The organism is Jidongwangia harbinensis (assembly GCF_020216025.1).
GTDB lineage: Bacteria > Actinomycetota > Actinomycetes > Mycobacteriales > Micromonosporaceae > Actinoplanes > Actinoplanes harbinensis.
In genome coordinates this window covers 109910-129808 of record NZ_JAIWNC010000032.1, presented here as the reverse complement: position 1 = coordinate 129808, position 19899 = coordinate 109910, and the positions used below count along the sequence as shown (strand labels likewise).

The following is a 19899-nucleotide window of genomic DNA, read 5'->3' as shown; positions in this document are numbered from 1 at the left end:
ACCCGCCTCGTCGATCAGGTCGATCGCCTTGTCCGGCAGGAACCGGTCCGAGATGTACCGGTCGGCCAACGTCGCCGCCGCCACCAGCGCGGCATCGGTGATGCTGATCCGGTGGTGCGCCTCGTACGCGTCCCGCAGGCCCTTGAGGATCTCGATGGAGTGCGCCAACGTCGGCTCGTGCACCTGGATCGGCTGGAGCCGGCGCTCCAGCGCCTTGTCCTTCTCGATGAACTTGCGGTACTCGTCGGAGGTCGTCGCCCCGATCAGCTGCAGGTCACCCCGGGCCAGCATGGGCTTGAGGATGGACGCCGCGTCGATCGCCCCCTCGGCGGCACCCGCACCCACCAGGGTGTGCACCTCGTCGATGAACAGAATGATGTCGCCGCGGGTACCGACCTCCTTGAGCACCTTCTTCAGGCGCTCCTCGAAGTCACCGCGGTAGCGGGAGCCGGCGACCAGGGAACCCAGATCCAGCGTGTGCACCTGCTTGTCCTTCAGCGTCTCCGGCACCTCGCCCTTGACGATCGCCCGCGCCAGGCCCTCCACCACAGCGGTCTTGCCCACGCCCGGTTCGCCGGTCAGCACCGGGTTGTTCTTCAGCCGCCGGGACAGCACCTGCATCACCCGCTCGATTTCCTTCTCCCGGCCGATGACCGGGTCGAGCTTGCCCTCCCGGGCGGTCTGCGTCAGGTTCGTGCCGAACTGGTCGAGGACCGCGGACGTCGGCGGAGCCGCGGCCGACGCGGCCGGACCGGGCTCCTTGCCCGGGTAGCCCGACAGCAGCTGGATCACCTGCTCGCGGACCCGGTCGAGACCGGCACCCAGTTTGACCAGCACCTGGGCGGCGACGCCCTCGCCCTCCCGGATCAGCCCGAGCAGGATGTGCTCCGTGCCGATGTAGTTGTGGCCCAGCTGCAACGCCTCACGCAGCGACAGCTCCAGCACCTTCTTGGCGCGCGGGGTGAACGGGATGTGCCCGCTCGGCGCCTGCTGACCCTGGCCGATGATCTCTTCAACCTGCTGCCGGACCCCCTCGAGGGAGATGCCGAGGCTCTCCAGAGCCTTCGCGGCAACGCCTTCGCCCTCGTGGATCAGGCCGAGCAGGATGTGCTCTGTCCCGATGTAGTTGTGGTTGAGCATCCGGGCCTCTTCCTGAGCCAGGACGACAACCCGTCGGGCACGGTCGGTGAACCGCTCGAACACGACACTCACATCCTCGCAGCGGAGCCCCACGCACCCCGCCCAAGGAGACACGCGCGGACGCGCGGAAACGGACAGGAGTGGCGTGCGCTGAGTCGAAGCCTCTTGGCGTTGACGCGCGGTCCGCGTGGGGGACCTCGCTACGCTCGTGCAGGCGCGCTGCCCCCACAGAGTACCGCGGATTGGCCCTACGATGAGCGCGGGAGGACCACGATGAACGGAACCCGCAGCCGACGATCCGTACCCGACCGGGCCCGCCGACGCGCGATCCGGGCCCTCGCCGCGGAGCTGGGCGTGGCCTACTCGGTCGCCGCCCGCCTGCTCAAGGACCGGAATCCGGCGCCGGACGGCGACCGGCGCCCGCGCTTCCCGGTCGGCGGCGACGAGCACCGGGCGTGGATGTTCGCTGCGCGCGAACACCGCACGTTCAACGGCCGGGTCCGCGACACCCGGCTGGCCGCCGACCTCCCGCTCGGGCGCGCCGCACACCTGGTCGGGCGGTTCCCGCCGCTGCGCGCCACCGCCGGGATCGGCCCGCTCTACACCGGCGACGGCCGCGAGACGACCCTCGCCATGCTGTACGCCGTCCTCGCGCACGAGACGCCACACCTGCTGCCGCCGCGCGACGAACTCGACTGGGCCGCCGAACTCGGCGAGGAGGCCGCCGTCGACATCCCCTGCGCCGCCGTCGACCGCGCCGCCCGGCACCTGCTCGACCAGGACCGGTGGCAGTTGTGGGTACGGGTGGACGCCGCGCTCGCCGCCGGGGAGGACGCCACCGACCGGTGGTTCCGCGACGCCGCGCTCACCCTCGGGCGGGAACTCCGCTCCACCAGCCTGCGCGGCTCGGTCGACGGCGCGCGGCAGATCCTGGACGCGCTCCTGGTCGAACCGTACGACGGTCACCCGCCGGGCACCCGGGTACAGGTCGGCGACCGCCCGGGCACGGTCGTCGGCGCCCGCTGGGCACGGACCGGCCCGCCCACCGACTACCTGGTCCGCCTCGACTCCGGACCGGGCACCCACACCGTCCCCAGCAGCGACCTGACCAGCGGATCCGAGTCGGTCCCGGTCTGAGACTCAGGGCTGCGGCTCGCCGGCCCGCACCAGACCGCTCTGGTACGCCAGGACGACCAGCTGCGCCCGGTCGCGGACCCCCAGCTTGGTCATCGTCCGGTTGACGTGGGTCTTGACGGTCAGCGGCGACAGGTACAGGCGGGCGGCGATGTCGTCGTTCGACAGCCCGAGCGCGACCAGCGTGAGCACTTCCCGCTCGCGGTCGGACAGGGCGCCCAGCGCGGGCGCCTCGGGCAGCGCGACGGTCGAGGGCTGGGTGAGGAAATGACTGATCAGCCCGCGGGTGGCCGTCGGCGACAGCAGCGCCTCGCCGGCCGCGACCACCCGTACCGCGTGGATCAGGTCCGCCGGTTCGACCTGCTTGCCGAGGAACCCGCTAGCGCCCGCGCGCAACGCCAGCACCACGTTGTCGTCGTTCTCGAACGTGGTCAGGACCAGGACGCGCACCCCGGCGAGATCGTCCGACGCGGCGATGCGACGGGTGGCCTCGATGCCGTCCATGTCCGGCATGCGGATGTCCATGAGCACCACGTCGGCGCGGGCGGTGCGGGCCAGTTCCACGGCCTCGCGGCCGGTCCCGGCCTCCCCGACGACCTCGAAATCCGGTTCCGGGTCGACGAACATCCGGAAACCCGCGCGGATGAGCGGCTGGTCGTCGGCGAGCAGCAGGCGGATCGTCACGTCGGTACCTTCGTGGTCGTGGGCAGGATCGCCCGTACGGTGAAGACGTTCGGGGTGCTCGGTGCGGCGGTCACGGTGCCGCCGGCGGCCAGCGCGCGTTCGCGCATCCCGATCAGGCCGAGACTGGACCCGGTCCGGGGCGCGTCGCCGCGGATCCGGTTGGTGACGGTCAGCGTGACGCCGTCGTCGTCGTAGGCGAGGGTGAGTTCGGCGGTGCGGTCGCCGTACTTCTGCGCGTTGGTGAGCGCCTCCTGCACGATCCGGTAGGCCGCCAGATCCACCACGGCCGGCAGCGGACGGGCCGCGCCGATCTGACGGTGATCGACCCGGAGGCCGCTCGCCGCGAGGTCGTCGAGCAGTCCGGCCAGCCGGGCGAGCCCGCGCGTCGGTTCGGTGGCGTCGCCGTCCGGGTCGGTCGCGTCGGCGGTGCCGCGCAACAGTCCCAGCACCGCGGCGATCTCGGTGAGCACCGCGTCCGACGCCCGGCTGATGTGGTCGAGCGCCGGCCCGACCTGCTCCGGCCGGTGGTGCAGGATGTGCTTCGCGCCGGACGCCTGCACCTTGATCACCGCGATGTGGTGGGCCATCACGTCGTGCAGTTCCCGGGCGATGCGCAACCGTTCCTCGGCAACCCGGCGCTGAGCCTCCTGCTCCCGGGTCGCCTCGGCGCGGTCCGCCCGGTGCTCGACCTCCGCGATGTACGCCCGCCGGCTCCGGATGGCGTCACCGATGGCCGCGGCCATCCCGATCCAGGCGACGACGCCGATGCTCTGCGGTGACCACCACTGGCCACCGCCCCACAGCACACTGGCGACGTACAGCACGGCGGAGACCCCGCCGGTCGTCCACCCGAGCGCGCGCCGGGTGGCGGTGCCCGCGTACGTGTAGAACGAGAAGAACAGCGCCGCGATCAGGATCGGCTGTTCCCCTCCGGTCGCCAGGAGGACGACCGCGACGAGCGTGAGCACGACGATGCCGGCGGCCGGCCACCGGCCGCGCAGCGTCACCGCCGTCGCCGTCAGCACCGCGGCGAGCACGGCGGGGCCGTCCAGTCCGGCCGGCGCCTCACCGGGCGGCCCGGCGACCGCGACGACCAGGCCGAAGGTGGCCAGCGCCAGGCCCAGTGCCGCGTCGACCAGCAGCGGCACGCGCGCCGCCGCGGCGTGGAGTCGTCGCCAGGGCGATCTTGGCACGGCCATGACCGTACGGTACGCGCGGACCGGAGACCGTCGCGTCGTCTCACCGCGGTAACCGCCGCCCCGCGCTACCGCCGCTGGTGTACCGCAGCGGCCCACGTGACGACGACGCGGCGGAACCCCGCGATGGATCATCGTGGTGGGCATGATCGAGGTACACGAACTCACCAAGCGCTTCGGCGGCCGGACCGCCGTCGACCACCTCACCTTCACCGTCAAGCCGGGCATCGTCACCGGCTTCCTGGGACCCAACGGCGCCGGCAAGTCCACCACCATGCGGATGATCCTCGGCCTGGACAAACCCACCTCGGGTACGGCCACCGTCAACGGCCGCCCCTACGCCGCGCACCGGGCACCGATCCAGCAGGTCGGTGCGCTGATCGACGCGAAGGCCGTACACACCGGCCGGTCCGCCTATCACCACCTGAGCGCGATGGCCGCCACCACCGGCGTGCCGCGCTCGCGTGTCGACGAGGTCATCGACATCGTGGGCCTGCGCGAGGTCGCCCGCCGGCGCGCCGGTGCGTTCTCCCTCGGCATGGGTCAGCGCCTCGGCATCGCCTCCGCGCTGCTCGCCGACCCCGAGGTGCTGATCCTGGACGAGCCGGTCAACGGTCTCGACCCGGAGGGCATCCTCTGGATCCGGCAGCTCATGCGGAGCCTCGCCGCCGAGGGCCGCACCGTGTTCGTCTCCTCGCACCTGATGAGCGAGATGGCGCTGACCGCCGAACACCTGATCGTCGTCGGCCGGGGCCGGCTGATCGCCGACATGTCCGTCGCCGGGTTCATCGACCAGGCGGCCGGCGACGTCGTGCGGGTGCGCTCCCCGCGCGCCGCCCAGCTGCACGAACTCATCACCGGGCCGGGCGTCACGGTCACCAGCACGGAACGCGGCGCGTTCGAGGTCACCGGCCTGGAGGCCGACCAGATCGGTGAATGCGCCGCGGCCGCCGGCATCACCCTGCACGAACTGAGCGTGCAGAAACCGTCCCTGGAGGAGGCGTTCATGGAACTGACCAGGGACGCCGTCGAATACGTCCCGACGGGAGTCAACCGATGAGCACCGCACTGAACGGCAAGATCCAACCACTCCGGGTGACCCAGGCCCGTGTGATCCACTCCGAATGGATCAAGTTCTGGTCGCTGCGCTCCACCGTGCTGTCCCTGGCCGCCGGCGTCGCCCTGCTGGTCGGCGTGGGCCTGATCACCGCGTCGGTCAGCGCCTCCGGCGGGAGCATCGGCGACGACCGCCTCGGCGCCGCCGACGCCAGCCTCGGCGGGGTCATGTTCGCCCAGCTCGCCTTCGGCACCCTCGGCGTGCTGTTCATGGCCGGCGAGTACGGCACCGGCATGATCCGCTCCACGCTGAGCGCCGTACCCCGGCGCCTGCCGATGCTGTGGGCCAAGATCGCCGTGTTCTCCGCCGTCACGTTCGTCACCGGCCTGGTCGCCACCGCGATCGCCTTCACCGGCGGGCAGGCCCTGATCGGCGACGGCGCCGCCTCCTGGTCCGACGCCGGCGTGGCCCGGGCGGTGGTCAACACGGCCGTGCTGTTGACCGGCTCCGGCCTGCTCGGCATCGCGTTCGGTGCGCTGCTGCGCTCCACCGCGGGCGCGGTCACCACGGTCTTCGGCGGGCTGTTCCTGTTCGACAACATCGTCGGGCTCATGCTCCCCGACTCGTGGCAGGGCGCTCTTCGGTACTTTCCCGGCAGTTCGGGCAACGCCGCGGCCGCCGTCACGCAGGCTCCCGACACCCTCGCCCCGTACGCCGGGCTGGCCGTCTTCGCCGGTTACGTCGTTCTCGCCGCCATCGCGGCCGCCTGGCGCCTGTCCCGCAGCGACGCCTGACCGTGCCGCCGACCCGCAGCGCCGGTGCGAGACCACCACGGTCTCCCACCGGCGCTCGGCCCAGTTTCCCGGGGCCGGTACGTTTCCCGCCCCCCGGAGCCGGTTACATCTACCTCCGTCGCTGTCACTGCGGGCGACGTCCCTGGTTCAGGGTCGTGCCCGGTCCGCGTCGTGGGGCGGAACAGTGGACGCATCGGCGGCTCGTACACCGGGCCCGCATGCTCGCCACCATCCCAGGAGCCAGGATCATGCCTCGCCAACCGTTCGACGACACCCGGTTCCCGCAGTACTACCGGGTTCCCCGGCCGCCGACCGAGGCCGACCAAGACCTCGCGGTCCGGGTGGCCGCCCGCCTCCGGGCGGACCTGTCCCCGGTCGGACACCACATCGTCGTGGAGGTCCAGAACCGCGTCGTGATGCTGGAGGGCGGCGTACCCGACCCGGCGATGCGTGCCCAGGTGCACCAGATCGTGTGGCAGGTGGCCGGGGTGGCGGACGTCAGCAACCGGCTGGCCGTCTGGTCGGAGGACCTACCGGAGCCCGCCTGACCCCGCCCGGTGCGCGCACAGCGCGGCGTCGAAGACACCGTCGGGGTCGACGGTCTGGTCCTTCAGCGAACCTCCGGTCGTCGTGAGCGCGACGGTGACCGCACGCCCTTCGTCGGTGGCGCCGTTGTGCACCGAGTAACCCGGGATCACACCGCCGTGGCCCCAGGCCACGCCGCCGCAGCTCAGCGGGATCTCCATCAGGCCGAGGCCGTACCGCCCGCCGTCGCCCATGTCGACGGTGGTGCGCATCTGGCCGAGCTGGGCCGGCCCGAGCAGTTTCCCGGTCAGCAGGGCCCGCAGGAACGTGTTGACATCCTGCGGGGTGGACACGAGCTGACCGGCCGCCCAGCCCCAACCGGAATCCATCTCGGTGAAGTCGCGCAGTTCGTCGCTGACCGGTTCGCGCACGTAACCCTTCGGGTGCCGGCCGCGGATGCCCTGCTCACCGACCTCCGGGACGTACGTGTCGCGCAGGCCGATCCGGTCGATGATCCGGGTGGTGACCAACTCGCTCAGCGGGCGGCCGGTGACCCGCTGGGCGATCAGGCCGGCCAGCACGAAGTTGGTGTTGCTGTACGCGAACCCGCCGCCGGCCGGCCCGGCGTCCACGGCGCGGGCCAGATCGAGGAGTTCGCGGGGTTCGAGATATCTGTGCTGGTACGGGAAGTAGTCGGCGACGCCGGTGAACATCCTTTCGGTGTAGTCGGGCAGCCCGCTGGTGTGCTGCAGCAGGTGGCGCACCGTGATCGCGGCCGGGTCGACGCCCGCGCCGCGCAGCACGCCCGGCAGGTACGTCTCGACCGCGGTGTCCAGGCCGACCTTCCCCTCACCGACGAGTTGCAGCACGACCACGGCGGTGAACATCTTGCTGCCGCTGCCGATCCGTACCCGGCCGTTGACCGGCACCTCGGCGCCGGTGCGCAGATCGCCGACACCGGCCGTGTAGTGGCGGGTCCGGCCGTGCCGGTCCCGGACCGCGGCCAGGGCGCCGGGAAACCTGTCCGCGCCGACGAGACGGTGCAGATCCTGCTGCACCGCGTCCGGGTGCGCCTGGGCGCGGGCGGCCGGCACCGGGCCGGCGAGCGCCAGACCGGCGGACGCGGTCGCGAGCGCCGCCAGGACGGCCACGCGGCGGCGCCGCGGCGGCGCGGTGAGTGGATGCGGTCGGTGACGAGTGGTGGTCAAGGCGGGCTCCCCGGACGTGGTGGGACGGACCTCCTGAGCCTGCCCGTGGGTTCCACTGTGGTCGATACCGCCTGCGGCCCGGCCCCGCCGCCGCGCCGGTAGTGCAGGCTGTACCGCCCGCCCGGCACCCACCGGCGGCGGTGACCGGCCAAATTGGGGTTGCGGCGCCGGCGATCATGGGTCATCGTGTGCGCATGATGACCGCTGACCGAAAGGGCGTGCGCGCCCTCGCGCGTTGACCGCCACCGCGCGGCGCAGGGGCGCCGCCGCAGTCCTCGATCACTGGCACCGGGCCGCCGCGTGGCGCGCCGACTGGCTCGAGGTGGGACTCGCCACCGGGCCCGCCGACCGGGCCACCGCCGAACACATTCTGACCCGCTTCTATCTGCGGCAGGGCCGTGGGCGACCCCGGTTCACCTGGGTCGACTCCCCCACCGCGGCCCTGGAACACACCGCGGGCATCCCCGGGCACGACGACCTGCACGCGTGGCTGCGACCGCAGCCGCCGGCCGGGAGACCGTGGTTCGCCGTCGACCTCGCCGCCGGGTGGTCCCGCCTGCTGGCCGCGCTCGACGACGCCGCCGACCACCCCGATCTGGAACCGCTCCGGCACGTCCGCAAGGGCGACCGGCCGTGGCCGGTACTGCCGCCGGTCCCGGCGATCGAGGCCGGCGTGCCGCTGCGCGTCGTGCTACGGCAGGGCGTCCGGGAGTCCCTGCGGACCGCGCTGCTGCACGGCGTCGCCCTGCCGGTGCGGGCCGCGCTGGGGCCACCGGCCCGGATCCCGGTCTGCTGGTACGGCCAGCAGGACGCGTCCTGGATCGCCCACCACGACATCCTCCGCCGGCTGGGCCTGTCCCGGCCGGCGCCCCGCGACGCCGCTCATCTCGACGAGTGGGCCGCCCTGGCCCGCGCCACCGGCTGGTGGTGGCCCGGCGAGGAGGTCTGCGTCCTGGTCGAGCGGCCGGCCCGGATCGGCCCGGTCGGGCTGACCGACGACCCGTCGGCGACTCCGGCGCGGGCACCGGTCGAGTACCGCGACGGCCGGCACTTCCGCTGACCACCCCGCCCGGCGGAGACGTCAACGAAAGTCGGACCGGCACCGGGACGTGTTCAGCCGTCACGCAGACGCGGAGACGGTGCGGGAGTTGCCATGCTTCCGGACATGACATGGATACTGGCTTCGGCCGTCGGCGGGATCGGAATCGTCATGCTGCTGCTCTCCGGTCTGCTGAACCGGCGCACCCGGAGCGCCGGCGACGGCCGGCCGGTGGACGAGGAGGCGCTGCGCGCCGAGGTCCTGGCGGCGATCGACCGGGACGACCTCACCACGGCCGTGAAGATCTACCGGCAGCGGACCGGCGCCCGGCTGCTGGAGGCGAGCACCGCCATCGAGGGCATCGATCGCGACCGCCGCTAGGGCGACACACGTCCCGGGTTCCCCGCGTCACCGCAGCGCCACGAAATTGTCGTGGCGGACAGGTGCGGTGAGCGTACAGTCGGGGTCGTGCAGATCTGGGTCTTCTTCGCCGCCGCGGCCGCGCGAGCTTCGCGCTCGTCGGTCGCCGCCGCCTGACCTTCTGACACCCGCCGGCGACCGGAAACGGTCCGCCGGCCCCGCCGCGAACACGTCCGGTCGCCCTTGCCTCGGAAAGGGCCACCGCCATGATGGACGACCAGATCGGCCGCACGTTCGTCGACCACTTCGAGCAGCGCGGCCATCGGCTGGTGCCGGGGTCGACGCTGATCCCGCCGCCGGGCGATCCGGTGCTCTTCACCACGTCCGGGATGCATCCGCTGACGCCGTACCTGCTGGGCGATCCGCACCCGCTGGGCCGCCGGCTGGTGAACGTGCAGCGATGCCTGCGCACCACCGACCTGGACGAGGTGGGCGACCGGACCCACCTGACCATGTTCGAGATGCTCGGCTCCTGGTCGCTCGGCGACTACCCGATCACGCAGAGCCTGCGCTGGGGATACGAGTTGCTGCGCGACGGTTTCGGGGTGCCGCACGACCGGATGCACGTGACCGTCTTCGGCGGCGACGACCGGGTCGGCCCGGACGAGGACGCGCTGCGGACCTGGCAGGACCTCGGCGTGCCGGTCGAACTCACCGGCGAGGAGAACTGGTGGGACAACGGCCCGACCGGACCCTGCGGGCCCGACTCGGAGATCTTTCTCTGGACCGGCGAGGGTACGCCGCACGGCACGCCCGGCACCGACGACCGGTGGATGGAGGTCTGGAACCACGTCCAGATGCGCTACCACCGGCACCCCGACGGCCGCCTGACCCGGTTGCGGCAGCCGGGCGTGGACACCGGCCTGGGCCGGGAGCGGCTGGAGATGGCGCTGGGCCGGCACCGGTCGGTCTACCAGGGTGACGGGATGGTGCCGTGGACCGGCGGCGTCCACGAGCTGGGCGATCTGCCGGAACGGGACCTGCGGGTGGTCTCCGACCACCTGCGGACCAGCACGGTGGTGATCGGTGACGGGGTACGCCCGTCGAACACCGGCCGCGGCTACGTGCTGCGCCGGCTGATCCGCCGCGCACTCACCACGCTGTGGCGCCACGACCCCACCCGTACCCTGTCCGACCTGCCGCCCGACCCGGTGCGGCGCACGCTCGACCGGTTCCGGCAGCCGGTGCCGGTCGACGACGTCCGGGACGTGCTCACCGGCGAGGAGCACCGGTTCCGGGAGTTGCTCCGGCGGGGCCGGCCGGTCGTCCTGCGGCGCCGCTCCCGGTCCCCCCTCACCGACGCCGACTACCGCGACCTGCACGACACCCACGGCCTCCCCCGCGACCTGGTCGACACCCTGCTGACCCAGCCCTCCGAGTAACACTCCGCACCTCCCCGGGGCCGTCGATCCTGGACTTGTGGTGCCCGGATCGCCGGTGCGATGCGGCTTTCGCCGCCACCACGAGTCCACGATCGACGCGCTCCGGAGAGGGTGGGTCAGGACAGGCCGGCGCGGAGCGCTATCAGGGTGGGGAGGGCCTCCTGCGCGGTCCAGCGGCTGGTGTTGCGGGTGGCGTCGCGGTCCACCGCGGCGCGGTCGATCGGCGGGGTCTGGGGCCGGCCGACGTAGTACAGCTCGAAGTCGCTGGCGATCTGCCCGTTGTACGCCACGCAGGTGTAGACGATCTCCACGGTCGTCGGGCGTCCCAGCGAGTCGGTCTCCCGGAACGTCTCCTCGTGGCAGGTCGGCGTGAGCCGGGTGACGACGGACTGGTAGCCGGCGATGAGACTGTCGAGCAGCGCGGTGGTGGACAGGCCGTACTTGGCGAACGCGACCATGGCGATGGAGTAGATGACGCCCATCAGCTTGCCGATGGTGTCCGCCGGGCCGAGGTTCTGCACCGCCCGGAAATAGGCGGTGGAGAGGTACGCGCAGTCGACGGCGCCGTTGACGAACGGGCCGAGCAGGCTGTTCGGCATGCTGTCGATCTGCGCCACCTTGGTGACCGCGGACTCGGTGCAGGCCTCCACGTCGGCACTGGCGATCGTGTCGATGTGGTTGAGGATCTCCTGCTTGGAGTTCTCCACCGCGGCGATGATCTCCCGCTTGGCACGTTCCAGGTCGCCTCCGCCGCCGCCGCCCGCGAGCAGGCTGGAGGCGACTGCGATGACGACGTTCGCCCAGACGGGTATCGCCCGGGCGGGTTGGGCGGTGCCGGTTACGGTGAGCACGACCGCCGCGGTGGCGGCGACCATGCCTCGGGCCAGTTTGCTTCTCACGATGCGACCTCTGCTTCCTGGAAGATGGATGGGGGTTCGCCGGTCACGGCCTCGGCACGCCTTCGCTGATGAGTTCCGCGAGCGTTTCGTTGGCCACCTGCCAGACCGTGTCGCGCATCAGGTACTCCACGACCAGCCGCTCGTCGATGTGGCCGGGGATCGGGTCGCTGCCGTCGATCGTGTACGCGTTCGAGACGGCGAAGTACTGGGCGTGCACCGTCCGGCCGCCGAACTGACAGTCGTAGGTGCGGATGCCCGCGTGCGTGTTGCTACCGGCGCGGCATTCCGGGGTCATTTCCTGGATGAGGTACTCCAGCGCCTCCCGGAAGGGCGGCCGTACACCGGGGGCGAGCCGGCTGCCCTCCTCGGCGTCCACCACGAGCAGCACCGTGTGCAGCACGTTGAACAGGGCGATCACCGCCCGGCCCACGGAGTCGAGCGCGAGGTCGGACTCGTGGACCGTGGCCAGGTGCCGCTTCGCCCGGTACGCCGCGTCGTGCATGCCGTTGATCGCCGGACCGGCCAGCCAGGGCACCCGGAGCATTTCGACCTTGGCCAGCGCCGATTCGCTCGACGCCTGGATGTCGTTGACGAGTTCGTCGTTCAGCCGGCCGAGCAGATCGGTCTCGCTCCCGTTGACGACGGCGATGACCTGCTCGACCAGCGCGTTCAGTTCCGCCACGGTGTAGATGCCGTCCTCGCCCGCGTCGAACGCGGTGACGATGACCCGGACGTACCCGTAGTAGTCGGCGCCGGCCGCCCGGGCCGGCACCGCTGTCGCCGTTCCCGCGAGGGTGAGTCCGAGTGTGGTGACCAGGATTCCGCGCAGCAGTCGTCTCGCTGTTCTCATCGTGCCTCCCGTGTCGCCCGACGGTCCGGTGTGGATCGCAGCGGGACCTCATGCAAGCAACGGCGCCGCGGCGGACACCCGGCCGTGACCATCCCGTGACCTGGGCTGCGCAATGGCGCACCCGCTACACGCAGGTCCCGCAGAAGCCTTCCGTCGGGGGCTCGGTCGGCGGTGTGCCACCGGCCAGGACCGGCCCGTCCATGCGGACGACGCCGGTCCGCGGCGGCGCGGGGTCCGTTGCGGCCGGCACCGGGAGCGCCAGCACCAGCGAGGTCACCACCGTCAGGGGTACGGGCCAGCGCGACCGTCCGTTCACCGCTTCTCCTCCGTCGTGGTGGGTGCGACCAGGCGGCGCGCGCCGACGGCGAGGCCGAGCTGGAAGCGGTTGTCGACGCCCAGGCGGTCCATCAGGTCGCGGAGCGTGTTCGACACGGTGCGCCGGCTGATCCGCATCTCCCGGGCCGCGCTCTCGTCCGTGTCGCCCCTGGCCAGCAACGCCAGCAGGGTCCACTCCCGTTCGGTGAGTGATATTCGGGGCATGGGTTGCTCCTGTCGGTGGCGGGCCGCCGCGTCCCACTGCCGTTCGAACAGCGCGACCAGCGCGGCGACGACCGCTTCTTCGGTGATCTCCAGATAGCCGTGGTCCAGGTTGTCCGGGCTGACCGGCAGCAACGCCGTGCGGCGGTCCATCACGATGAGCTTCATCGGCCGCTCGGTGGCCTGCCGGTAGTCCGGGCGCGGCTCATCCGCCCGCTTGCCGTGCGCGATCAGCGGATCCTCGGCGTCCACCGGCAGGGCACCCAGCACCCGCATGTGGACGCCGCCGGCGAGCAGGGCGCGGTCCATCGGCACCGCCGGCCGGGCGGACTCCTCCTCGTACACCTGCTCCGGCTGCATCGCCACGTGCTCGTGCCGGACGGTGCGGATCAGCTCGGCCAGCCGGGCCCGGGTCAGCTGCCGGCTGGGCAGGTGCCGCATGCCGTCGCCGAGCCGCACCGGGTCGGGCAGCACCTGACCGGCCGGCGTCGACCGCTGCCCGAGCCGCGTGACCCGGTGCCGGCGTGCACGCAACGCCCCCGTCACGCGCTGCGGTTCCACCGGCATCCAGCGTTCCGCCCGCCGCCCGTCCCCCGGCCGGTGCCCGACCGCACCCGCGGTCAGCAGCTCGTCCAGGGCATGGACCACCCGGTGCCACGCCATGCCGAGGCTGCGTTCGAGCTGTCCGGCGGTCTGCGCGCCGGACAGCAGCAGGCAGCGGTAGAGCAGATCCGCGTCCGCGGAGAGCCCCCAGGCGGCGAGCGACGGCGCCGGTGGACCGGGCGGGAACCGATCAGCGTGCCGCATCCGTACCCCCATCGCCCCGCGCCTCCTGCCGCAGTTCCGGCAGCCGGGCCCCCCGTCCGCCCACGCCAGGATGCGGGCCCGCGGGGGGCCGGGGGTATCCGTGAAACTACGCAAAGACGGACCCGGCAGTGTCTGGAGTGACCGGTCGTGGGCGACATATCCTGTGTCGAGGCACCGAGTCCGGGGGAGGCGCCGTGGCCGCAGGCCCGCTGGGCGCCGACCCGCCGGCGTCCCTGGTCGGCCGTGCCGGTCAGCTCGCGGCGCTCGACGCGGCGGTGGCCACCGTCGCGGCCGGCGGGTTCGCCGCGGTCCAGGTGTGCGGTGAGCCGGGCATCGGCAAGACCAGCATGCTGCGGGCCCTCGAACGGCGGGCGGCGGCGGCCGGGTTGCTGGTCTGCGCCGGTCAGGCCACCGAGTTCGAACAGGACGTGCCGTTCGCGACGTACGCCGAAGCCCTGCGGCCGCTGGTCGACGGCGGCGTCACCGGCGAGCCGGCCGCCGTGCTGCGCGCGCTCACCGGCCAGGCGCCGCACCCGGAGGCGGGCTCCCCGGTGGATCGGGCCCGGATCTATCCGGGCGTGCGGCGGCTGCTCGACGCCAGCCCTGCGCCCGGCGTCGCGCTCCTCCTCGACGACCTGCACTGGGCCGACGAGCCGTCGCTGGCCCTGACCGAGTATCTGATCCGCAAACCACCCCGGCGGCCGGCGCTGGTCGCGGTCGCGTTCCGCCCGGGTCAGGCACCGTCCGGTGTGGTCGAGGTGATCGCGCACGCCGGTCCGGCCGCCACCCGGCTCAGCCTGCCGCACCTGGGCCCGGACGACGTCGAGACGCTCCTGCCGGAGGTGCCCCGGCACCGGCGGGCGCTGCTCCTGCGGGCCAGCGGCGGCAACCCGCTCTACCTGCAGGCCCTCTCCCGGCTCCGCGACGACACGCTCACCGCGCTGGTCGACGAGCGCGACGTCGACGCGTCGGAGAGCCACATCCTCACCGGCCTGGTGACCCACCTGCGGGACCTGGACGCGCGGGCGCGGCGGGTCGCGTACGCGGCGGCCGTCGCCGGTGCGCACGCTCCGCTCGGTCTGGTCGCGGCCGTCGCCGAGCTGCCGGTCGGCGACGTCGCGGAGGGCGCCGACGAGCTGCACCGCCGCGGCCTGATGGACGTCGACGCGGCACAGCTTCGGTTCCGGCATCCGCTGGTGCGGGCCGCCGCCCACCAGCTCGCCGGGCCGGCCTGGCGGGTCACCGCGCACGCCCGCGCCGCGGCGCACCTGCGAGCGACCGGCGGTCCGCGGCCGGTGATCGCACACCACACCGAACGCTCCGCCCAGCCCGGGGACGAGGCGGCCGCGGAGATCCTGATCGGAGCCGGGCTCGCCTTCGCCTCCGGTGCACCGGCCCAGGCGGCCCGCTGGCTGGGCGCGGCACTGCGCCTGCTGCCGGACGGCCACGACCTCGGCGGCCGGCGCCCGACCGTGCTGCTGCACTACGCCCGTGCCCTGGGCCTCAGCGGCGACCTGGAACGCAGCCAGGAACTGCTGCGCGCGCTGGCCCGGGCGGACGAGCCGGTACGCACCGAGGCGACGGCGTTCCGCGCGGTCGTCGCGCGGCTCGGTGGCGACCTCGACGAGGCCGCCGCCCTGCTCACCGCCCAGCTCGGCAGCGCCCCGCCGCCGAGCGTCGAGGGCAAGCTGCACGTCGAACTGGCCGCACTCGGCGCGCTGCGCGAGGACAGCGCCGCCACGGCCGGACACACCGCGCGGGCGATCGCCCTGCTCGACGACGACCGGCCGGCGCTCGCCGCCGCCGCGTGGGCGTTGCGCGGCTTCGACGCCCTCTACGCCGGCGACGTCGCCGCCGCCCGGGCGCACGCCGCGACCGCCACCGCGCTGGTGGACGCGGCCACCACCGCCGCACTGCGGCCGCACGTCGAACTGATCGGGCCCCTCGCCTGGGTGCACCTGCATCTCGGTGACGCCGCGGCGGCCGTCCGCCAGCTGGACCGCGCGGCCGACGTGGTGGCCGGCGGCGGCAGCGGCAGCGCGGTGCCGTACCTGCTGACCGTGCGCGCCGCGGTGGAGACCCGGCTCGGGCGGCTGGCCTCGGCGGTCCGGCTGACCGAGGAGGCGGCCGCCGCGGCAGGCCGGATCGGCAGCGTGGAGATGCGTGCCATGGCCGAGGCGGTATCGCTGCGGGCCCGGCTGTGCATCGCCGGACCGGACGCCGCGCTCGCCGTCGCCGACCGGCTCGCCGCGGCCGGCCGGCCGCGCTCCCGGATGTGGTGGCGCGTCGCCCAGGTCTCGCTCGCGCTCACCCACGTCGCCGCCGGGGACCCCGACGCCGGCCTGCGGATCGTCGCCGGGCCGGACCGGTCCTGGCCGGCCGGGCCGCCGACGGCGGTGCCACGGGCCGCGCTGCGGGCGATCGCGCTGGCCCGATCCGGCGACCTGGACGCCGCCGACCGGTACGCCCGCCGGGCCGCCGCGCTGGCCGCCGCCGCGGACCTCCGGTACGAGCTGGGCTGGGCCGGCTACGCACAGGCGTCCACCGCGGCACACGGGCGGCGCTTCGACCAGGCCGCCGCGGCGGCCGAAACCGCCGCGGCGCATCTGGAGGCGGCCCGGGCGCCGGTCGAGGAAGCGCTCGCCCGGCACCTGGCCGGCGCCGCACACGCGCGGGCCGGTCGCCCCGCACGGGCCCGGGCGGCGTACCAGCGCGCGGCGGACGGCCTCGCCGCGTGCGGCGCCACCTGGCTGGCGTCCGCGCTGGACCGGCAGCGGTCCGCCGCACCGGGGACCGGGCGCGGCGGCACCCCGGCCACCGGGCCGGGGGCGCTGTCCGCGCGGGAACTCCAGATCGCCGAGCTGGTCCGGGCCGGACTGACCAATCAGGAGATCGCCACCCGGCTGTTCCTCAGCCGCCGCACGGTCGAGTCGCACCTGTCCCGCGTGTTCGCCAAGCTCGGGGTCCGTTCGCGCACCGCGATGGCCGGCCGCTTCACCGACGGCGGCTGGACCTAGGGCGGGGTTTCGGAGTGGGGGCCGGACGACCGCGGTCCGTCGTGCCCCGTCCGGCGGGCCGGCGTGCGAGCATCGCAGGATGAGTGACCCATCGGTGCGGCGCGTCGACTTCGGGTACGTCATCCGGCCGGCCGCGGAGACCGGCACCGGCCACCCGGCCGTCGTCCCCGTGCTCGGCTATCTCATCGACCATCCGCAGGGGCGCATCCTGTTCGACACCGGCATGGGTGCCGACCCCGATGTGGACGCCCGCTACCAGCCGCGCCGGCGGGACCTGCCGGACGCGCTCGCCGACCTCGGGCGGACGGTGCGCGACGTGGACATCGTGGTCAACTGCCACCTGCACTTCGACCACTGCGGCGGCAACCCGGACCTGGGCCGGCGGCCGATCTTCACGCAGCGGGCCGAGCTCGAGACGGCCCGGTCCGCGCCGGACTACACGCTGCCCGAGCTGGTCGACGCGCCGGACCTGAGGTACGAACTGCTCGACGGTGCGGCGGAGATCCTGCCGGGCGTCACCGTGCTTCCGACGCCGGGACACACGCTGGGACACCAGTCGCTGGTGGTGCGCCGCGGCGACGGCACGGTGATCGTGGCGGGCCAGAGCCACCCCGGCGCCAGCGCGTTCGCCGGGGACGTGGCGACGGTCCGGGCCCGTTCGGAAGGACACCCGCAGCCGCTGGTGCCGCCGCCGGAATGGGTGCACCGGCTGCTGCGGTTCGACCCGAAGCGGGTGGTCTTCGCCCACGACAGCGCGGTCTGGATCCCGTGACCGCCGGCCCGGCCCCCGAGATCCCCGGGCCGGGCCGCGATCACCTCACTCGTCCGGCTGGTGCAACCGGTCCAGACGGGCCCGCTGGTCCGGGGTCAGGTGCAGGTCCTCGGCCGCCAGGTTCTCCGCCAGGTGGTCCACCCGGGCGGTGCCGGGGATCGGCAGCATGACCGGCGAACGGCCCAGCAGCCAGGCGAGCGCCACCTGGGTCGCGGTGGCACCGGCCTCGGACGCCACGGCGGCGATCTCCGCCCGGGTCCCGGACGTGCCGGCCGCGATCGGCCGCCACGGCAGGAATGCGATCCCGGCCCGCTCGCAGGCGGCCAGCACCGGGTCGTGCTCGCGGTCCAGCAGGTTGTAGCGGTTCTGCACGCTCGCCACGTCCACGATCCGGCGCGCCTCGTCGAGTTCCGCGACGGTGACCTCGGACAGTCCGATCCGGCCGATCCGGCCCTCGGCACACAGGTCCCGCAGCGTGCCGAGCTGGTCGGCGAGCGGCGTCTCCGGGTCGATCCGGTGCAACTGGAGCAGTTCGATCCGGTCCACCCGCAGCCGGCGCAGCGCCTGCTCGACCTGCGCCCGCAGCACCTCCGGCCGGCCGTCCACCTTCCACTCGCCGGCCGGGCCGGTCCGGGCCACCCCCACCTTGGTCGTGACGACCAGCCCGTCCGGATAGGGATACAGCGCCTCGGCGAGGAGCTCCTCGTTGGCGCCGCCGCCGTACAGGTGTGCCGTGTCGATCAACGTGACGCCCAGTTCGACGGCCCGCCGCGCCACCGCCAGCGACGCCGTCCGGGCGGCACCGGCCTCCGTCGGCAACTGCATGGCCCCGAACCCGAGCCGGCGTACCTCGAGGTCTCCGCCGATCCGGAATTTGAGCGATGTCACCTGTCTCCTCTGCCGGGCAAACATTTAAGATCTTGATCTGACTGTCCATCATGGGGGGAACACATGCGTTCGACCGTCCTGCGCACCACCGTGGCCAGTATGCTCCTGGCCGGCGCCGTGGCGCTGCCCGCCGCCCCGGCGGCGGCCGCCGCCGCCGGCCCGCACCTCGACCTCACTCCCCCGGCCGTCGTCGGCGCCGGGCTCAACCCCGCCGACATCCCGGTGGAGGTGGTCAACACCGGCGGCGAGGCCCAGTCCTCGGTACGCCTGCGGCTGACCGTGACACCGGTGGCCGGGAGCGCGGTCCGGCCGCTCGACTCCACGCTGCTGCTGACCTACCAGTTCGGCCACCAGTGGCGTTCGCTGAGCTACGAGACCCGCGGCGACACCCTGGTCGCCACCACGCCGGCACTGTCCGGTGTGGACGCCGACGGCACCACCACCCTCCGGCTGCAGGTCTCCACCCGGCCGACCGGCTCCGCACCGCACGTCGACGAGGTGCGGGTGAACGTGGCCACCGAGGCGCTGGACGGCAACGGCGCGGTGTTCGCGACCGACCCCGCGCCGGACACCGTGGCGCTGGTGGAGCCCCGGGCCGAACTCACCGGCTGGCCGGAGCGCCTCGCGGTCGGCACGCCGGCCGTCGTCACGGTGACGCTGACGAACACGACGCCGCTGGCGTACTCGATCCTGCGGCCCGGCCTGGCCATGTACCGCGCGGGCAACGACCAGGTCGTCGTCGAACGCCTCGACGGCGACGAGTGGACCCCGGTGAGCGGACCCAGCAGCAGCTACAACTGGTGGTACGCCGACGGTTACCCGAGCCTGCAGCCCGGCGAGACCTACTCGGCCAAGCTCCGGGTCACGTTCACCGACGACGCGGCGGCGGGCGAGCAGGGCCACCTCTACCACATCGGGTACACGTACTTCGGCTACCCGATCGCGGTGGCGGGCCATCCGTACACGCTCGAGGCGCGCGCCGTGCGCTGATCTCGGTGGATCCGGCCGGGCTCACATGGTGGACAGGGCCACCGCGAACACGACCGCCGAGGCGGCGAGCAGGCCGCCCAGCGTTCCGCCCATCAGCAGGAGCGCCGGCCGGGTCCGCAGCCACAGCCGGAGCAGCAGGTAGACCCCGGCGGCGCCGAGGAACGCCAGCACGGCCAGGTACGAGACGAACACGAAACTCAGGCCGATCAGCACGGCGGCGCCGACGGCGGTCTGGGTGGCACGCTGCCGGCCGAGGTCGCGGACCAGGACGAGGTAGGCGACGGCGACCGTGAACGCCACCACGACGACCAGGGTGGCGGCCACGGTGACGTGGGCGAGCAGGACCATCAGGAAGAGACTCGCGGCGACGCCGGCCGCGGTGACCGCGCCGATCGACGCGGCGCGCCGCAGGCCCCGTTCCCGGAGCGTGACCAACCCGGTCACCGCTCCGGCGTAGAGCGCCGCCAGGACGAAGAGAAGCACGAGAAAGAGGTCCACGGCAGCGAGGGTAGAACCGTCGCGCACGGTCGTACCGGGTGCGGGCCCGCCGGGGCCCGCAC

General features: G+C 73.5%; 20 protein-coding genes. 10 read left to right on the top strand and 10 right to left on the bottom strand.

Translation table 11 applies throughout. The annotated features are described in order from the left end of the window. Positions 1 to 1203 (bottom strand): Clp protease N-terminal domain-containing protein (locus tag LDL48_RS32050; RefSeq protein ID WP_225258872.1); only part of this gene is annotated, 1203 nt, incomplete at its 3' end. Positions 1204 to 1413: 210 nt separating this feature from the next. Here LDL48_RS32050 and LDL48_RS32045 point away from each other — a divergent pair. Then, positions 1414 to 2277, top strand: a complete 864-nt coding sequence (locus LDL48_RS32045) for a hypothetical protein (protein ID WP_225258867.1) — start codon at positions 1414 to 1416, stop codon at positions 2275 to 2277. A gap of 3 nt (positions 2278 to 2280) precedes the next feature. On the opposite strand, the gene LDL48_RS32040 is transcribed toward LDL48_RS32045, so the two are convergent. Both LDL48_RS32040 and LDL48_RS32035 read right to left on the bottom strand, forming a co-directional pair. Further along, positions 2281 to 2958: a response regulator gene (locus LDL48_RS32040; protein ID WP_225258866.1), complete on the bottom strand. Its 678-nt coding sequence runs from the start codon at positions 2956 to 2958 to the stop codon at positions 2281 to 2283. Beyond that, positions 2955 to 4157 (bottom strand): sensor histidine kinase, encoded by a 1203-nt coding sequence (locus tag LDL48_RS32035; RefSeq protein WP_225258865.1) that lies wholly within the window; start codon positions 4155 to 4157, stop codon positions 2955 to 2957. The genes LDL48_RS32040 and LDL48_RS32035 overlap by 4 nt, the downstream gene beginning before the upstream one ends. Positions 4158 to 4299: 142 nt before the next feature. Between LDL48_RS32035 and LDL48_RS32030 the strand changes: the two genes are divergently transcribed. From LDL48_RS32030 to LDL48_RS32020, 3 genes are all read left to right on the top strand, one after another. Continuing rightward, entirely contained in the window at positions 4300 to 5214 is a 915-nt protein-coding gene (locus LDL48_RS32030) for an ATP-binding cassette domain-containing protein (RefSeq protein WP_225258864.1), read from the top strand. Continuing rightward, positions 5211 to 6005 (top strand): ABC transporter permease, encoded by a 795-nt coding sequence (locus LDL48_RS32025; protein WP_225258863.1) that lies wholly within the window; start codon positions 5211 to 5213, stop codon positions 6003 to 6005. The genes LDL48_RS32030 and LDL48_RS32025 overlap by 4 nt, the downstream gene beginning before the upstream one ends. Before the next feature lie 248 nt (positions 6006 to 6253). After that, entirely contained in the window at positions 6254 to 6553 is a 300-nt protein-coding gene (locus tag LDL48_RS32020; RefSeq protein WP_225258862.1) for a BON domain-containing protein, read from the top strand. On the opposite strand, the gene LDL48_RS32015 is transcribed toward LDL48_RS32020, so the two are convergent. After that, positions 6536 to 7738, bottom strand: coding sequence for a serine hydrolase domain-containing protein (locus LDL48_RS32015; RefSeq protein ID WP_225258861.1), 1203 nt, complete (start codon positions 7736 to 7738; stop codon positions 6536 to 6538). The genes LDL48_RS32020 and LDL48_RS32015 overlap by 18 nt on opposite strands. 235 nt (positions 7739 to 7973) lie before the next feature. On the opposite strand from LDL48_RS32015, the gene LDL48_RS32010 reads away from it, so the two are divergent. The 3 genes from LDL48_RS32010 to LDL48_RS32000 all read left to right on the top strand — a co-directional run bounded on the left by LDL48_RS32010 (position 7974) and on the right by LDL48_RS32000 (position 10579). After that, a complete protein-coding gene (locus tag LDL48_RS32010) occupies positions 7974 to 8798 on the top strand; it encodes a DUF6745 domain-containing protein (protein ID WP_225258860.1) in 825 nt (274 codons plus the stop codon). Positions 8799 to 8903: 105 nt separating this feature from the next. After that, positions 8904 to 9158 carry a hypothetical protein gene (locus LDL48_RS32005; RefSeq protein ID WP_225258859.1) on the top strand — a complete coding sequence of 85 codons (255 nt, stop codon included), beginning with the start codon at positions 8904 to 8906 and terminating at the stop codon, positions 9156 to 9158. 245 nt (positions 9159 to 9403) lie between these two features. Further along, positions 9404 to 10579 (top strand): alanine--tRNA ligase-related protein, encoded by a 1176-nt coding sequence (locus tag LDL48_RS32000; RefSeq protein ID WP_225258858.1) that lies wholly within the window; start codon positions 9404 to 9406, stop codon positions 10577 to 10579. A 116-nt stretch (positions 10580 to 10695) separates the two neighbouring features. On the opposite strand, the gene LDL48_RS31995 is transcribed toward LDL48_RS32000, so the two are convergent. The 4 genes from LDL48_RS31995 to LDL48_RS31980 all read right to left on the bottom strand — a co-directional run bounded on the left by LDL48_RS31995 (position 10696) and on the right by LDL48_RS31980 (position 13672). Next, positions 10696 to 11478 carry a hypothetical protein gene (locus LDL48_RS31995; protein WP_225258857.1) on the bottom strand — a complete coding sequence of 261 codons (783 nt, stop codon included), beginning with the start codon at positions 11476 to 11478 and terminating at the stop codon, positions 10696 to 10698. A gap of 43 nt (positions 11479 to 11521) precedes the next feature. Further along, positions 11522 to 12328, bottom strand: a complete 807-nt coding sequence (locus LDL48_RS31990) for a hypothetical protein (protein ID WP_225258856.1) — start codon at positions 12326 to 12328, stop codon at positions 11522 to 11524. A 124-nt stretch (positions 12329 to 12452) separates the two neighbouring features. Further along, positions 12453 to 12644, bottom strand: a complete 192-nt coding sequence (locus LDL48_RS31985; RefSeq protein ID WP_225258855.1) for a hypothetical protein — start codon at positions 12642 to 12644, stop codon at positions 12453 to 12455. Then, positions 12641 to 13672 carry a helix-turn-helix transcriptional regulator gene (locus LDL48_RS31980; RefSeq protein ID WP_225258854.1) on the bottom strand — a complete coding sequence of 344 codons (1032 nt, stop codon included), beginning with the start codon at positions 13670 to 13672 and terminating at the stop codon, positions 12641 to 12643. Before LDL48_RS31980 ends, LDL48_RS31985 begins: the two co-directional genes overlap by 4 nt. Positions 13673 to 13866: 194 nt before the next feature. On the opposite strand from LDL48_RS31980, the gene LDL48_RS31975 reads away from it, so the two are divergent. Beyond that, complete coding sequence (locus tag LDL48_RS31975) at positions 13867 to 16689, top strand: ATP-binding protein (protein ID WP_225258853.1); 2823 nt, start codon at positions 13867 to 13869, stop codon at positions 16687 to 16689. 79 nt (positions 16690 to 16768) lie between these two features. Continuing rightward, the gene (locus LDL48_RS31970) at positions 16769 to 17461 is read left to right on the top strand and encodes an N-acyl homoserine lactonase family protein (protein ID WP_225258852.1); all 693 of its coding nucleotides are present in this window, start codon (positions 16769 to 16771) and stop codon (positions 17459 to 17461) included. Positions 17462 to 17506: 45 nt separating this feature from the next. Here LDL48_RS31970 and LDL48_RS31965 read toward each other — a convergent pair whose 3' ends face one another. Next, positions 17507 to 18349 (bottom strand): aldo/keto reductase, encoded by an 843-nt coding sequence (locus tag LDL48_RS31965; protein WP_225258851.1) that lies wholly within the window; start codon positions 18347 to 18349, stop codon positions 17507 to 17509. A 63-nt stretch (positions 18350 to 18412) separates the two neighbouring features. On the opposite strand from LDL48_RS31965, the gene LDL48_RS31960 reads away from it, so the two are divergent. After that, complete coding sequence (locus tag LDL48_RS31960) at positions 18413 to 19339, top strand: hypothetical protein (RefSeq protein ID WP_225258850.1); 927 nt, start codon at positions 18413 to 18415, stop codon at positions 19337 to 19339. Between the two features lie 21 nt (positions 19340 to 19360). Here LDL48_RS31960 and LDL48_RS31955 read toward each other — a convergent pair whose 3' ends face one another. Then, positions 19361 to 19837, bottom strand: a complete 477-nt coding sequence (locus LDL48_RS31955) for a non-structural protein NS4A (protein WP_225258849.1) — start codon at positions 19835 to 19837, stop codon at positions 19361 to 19363. Positions 19838 to 19899 lie beyond the last annotated feature (62 nt).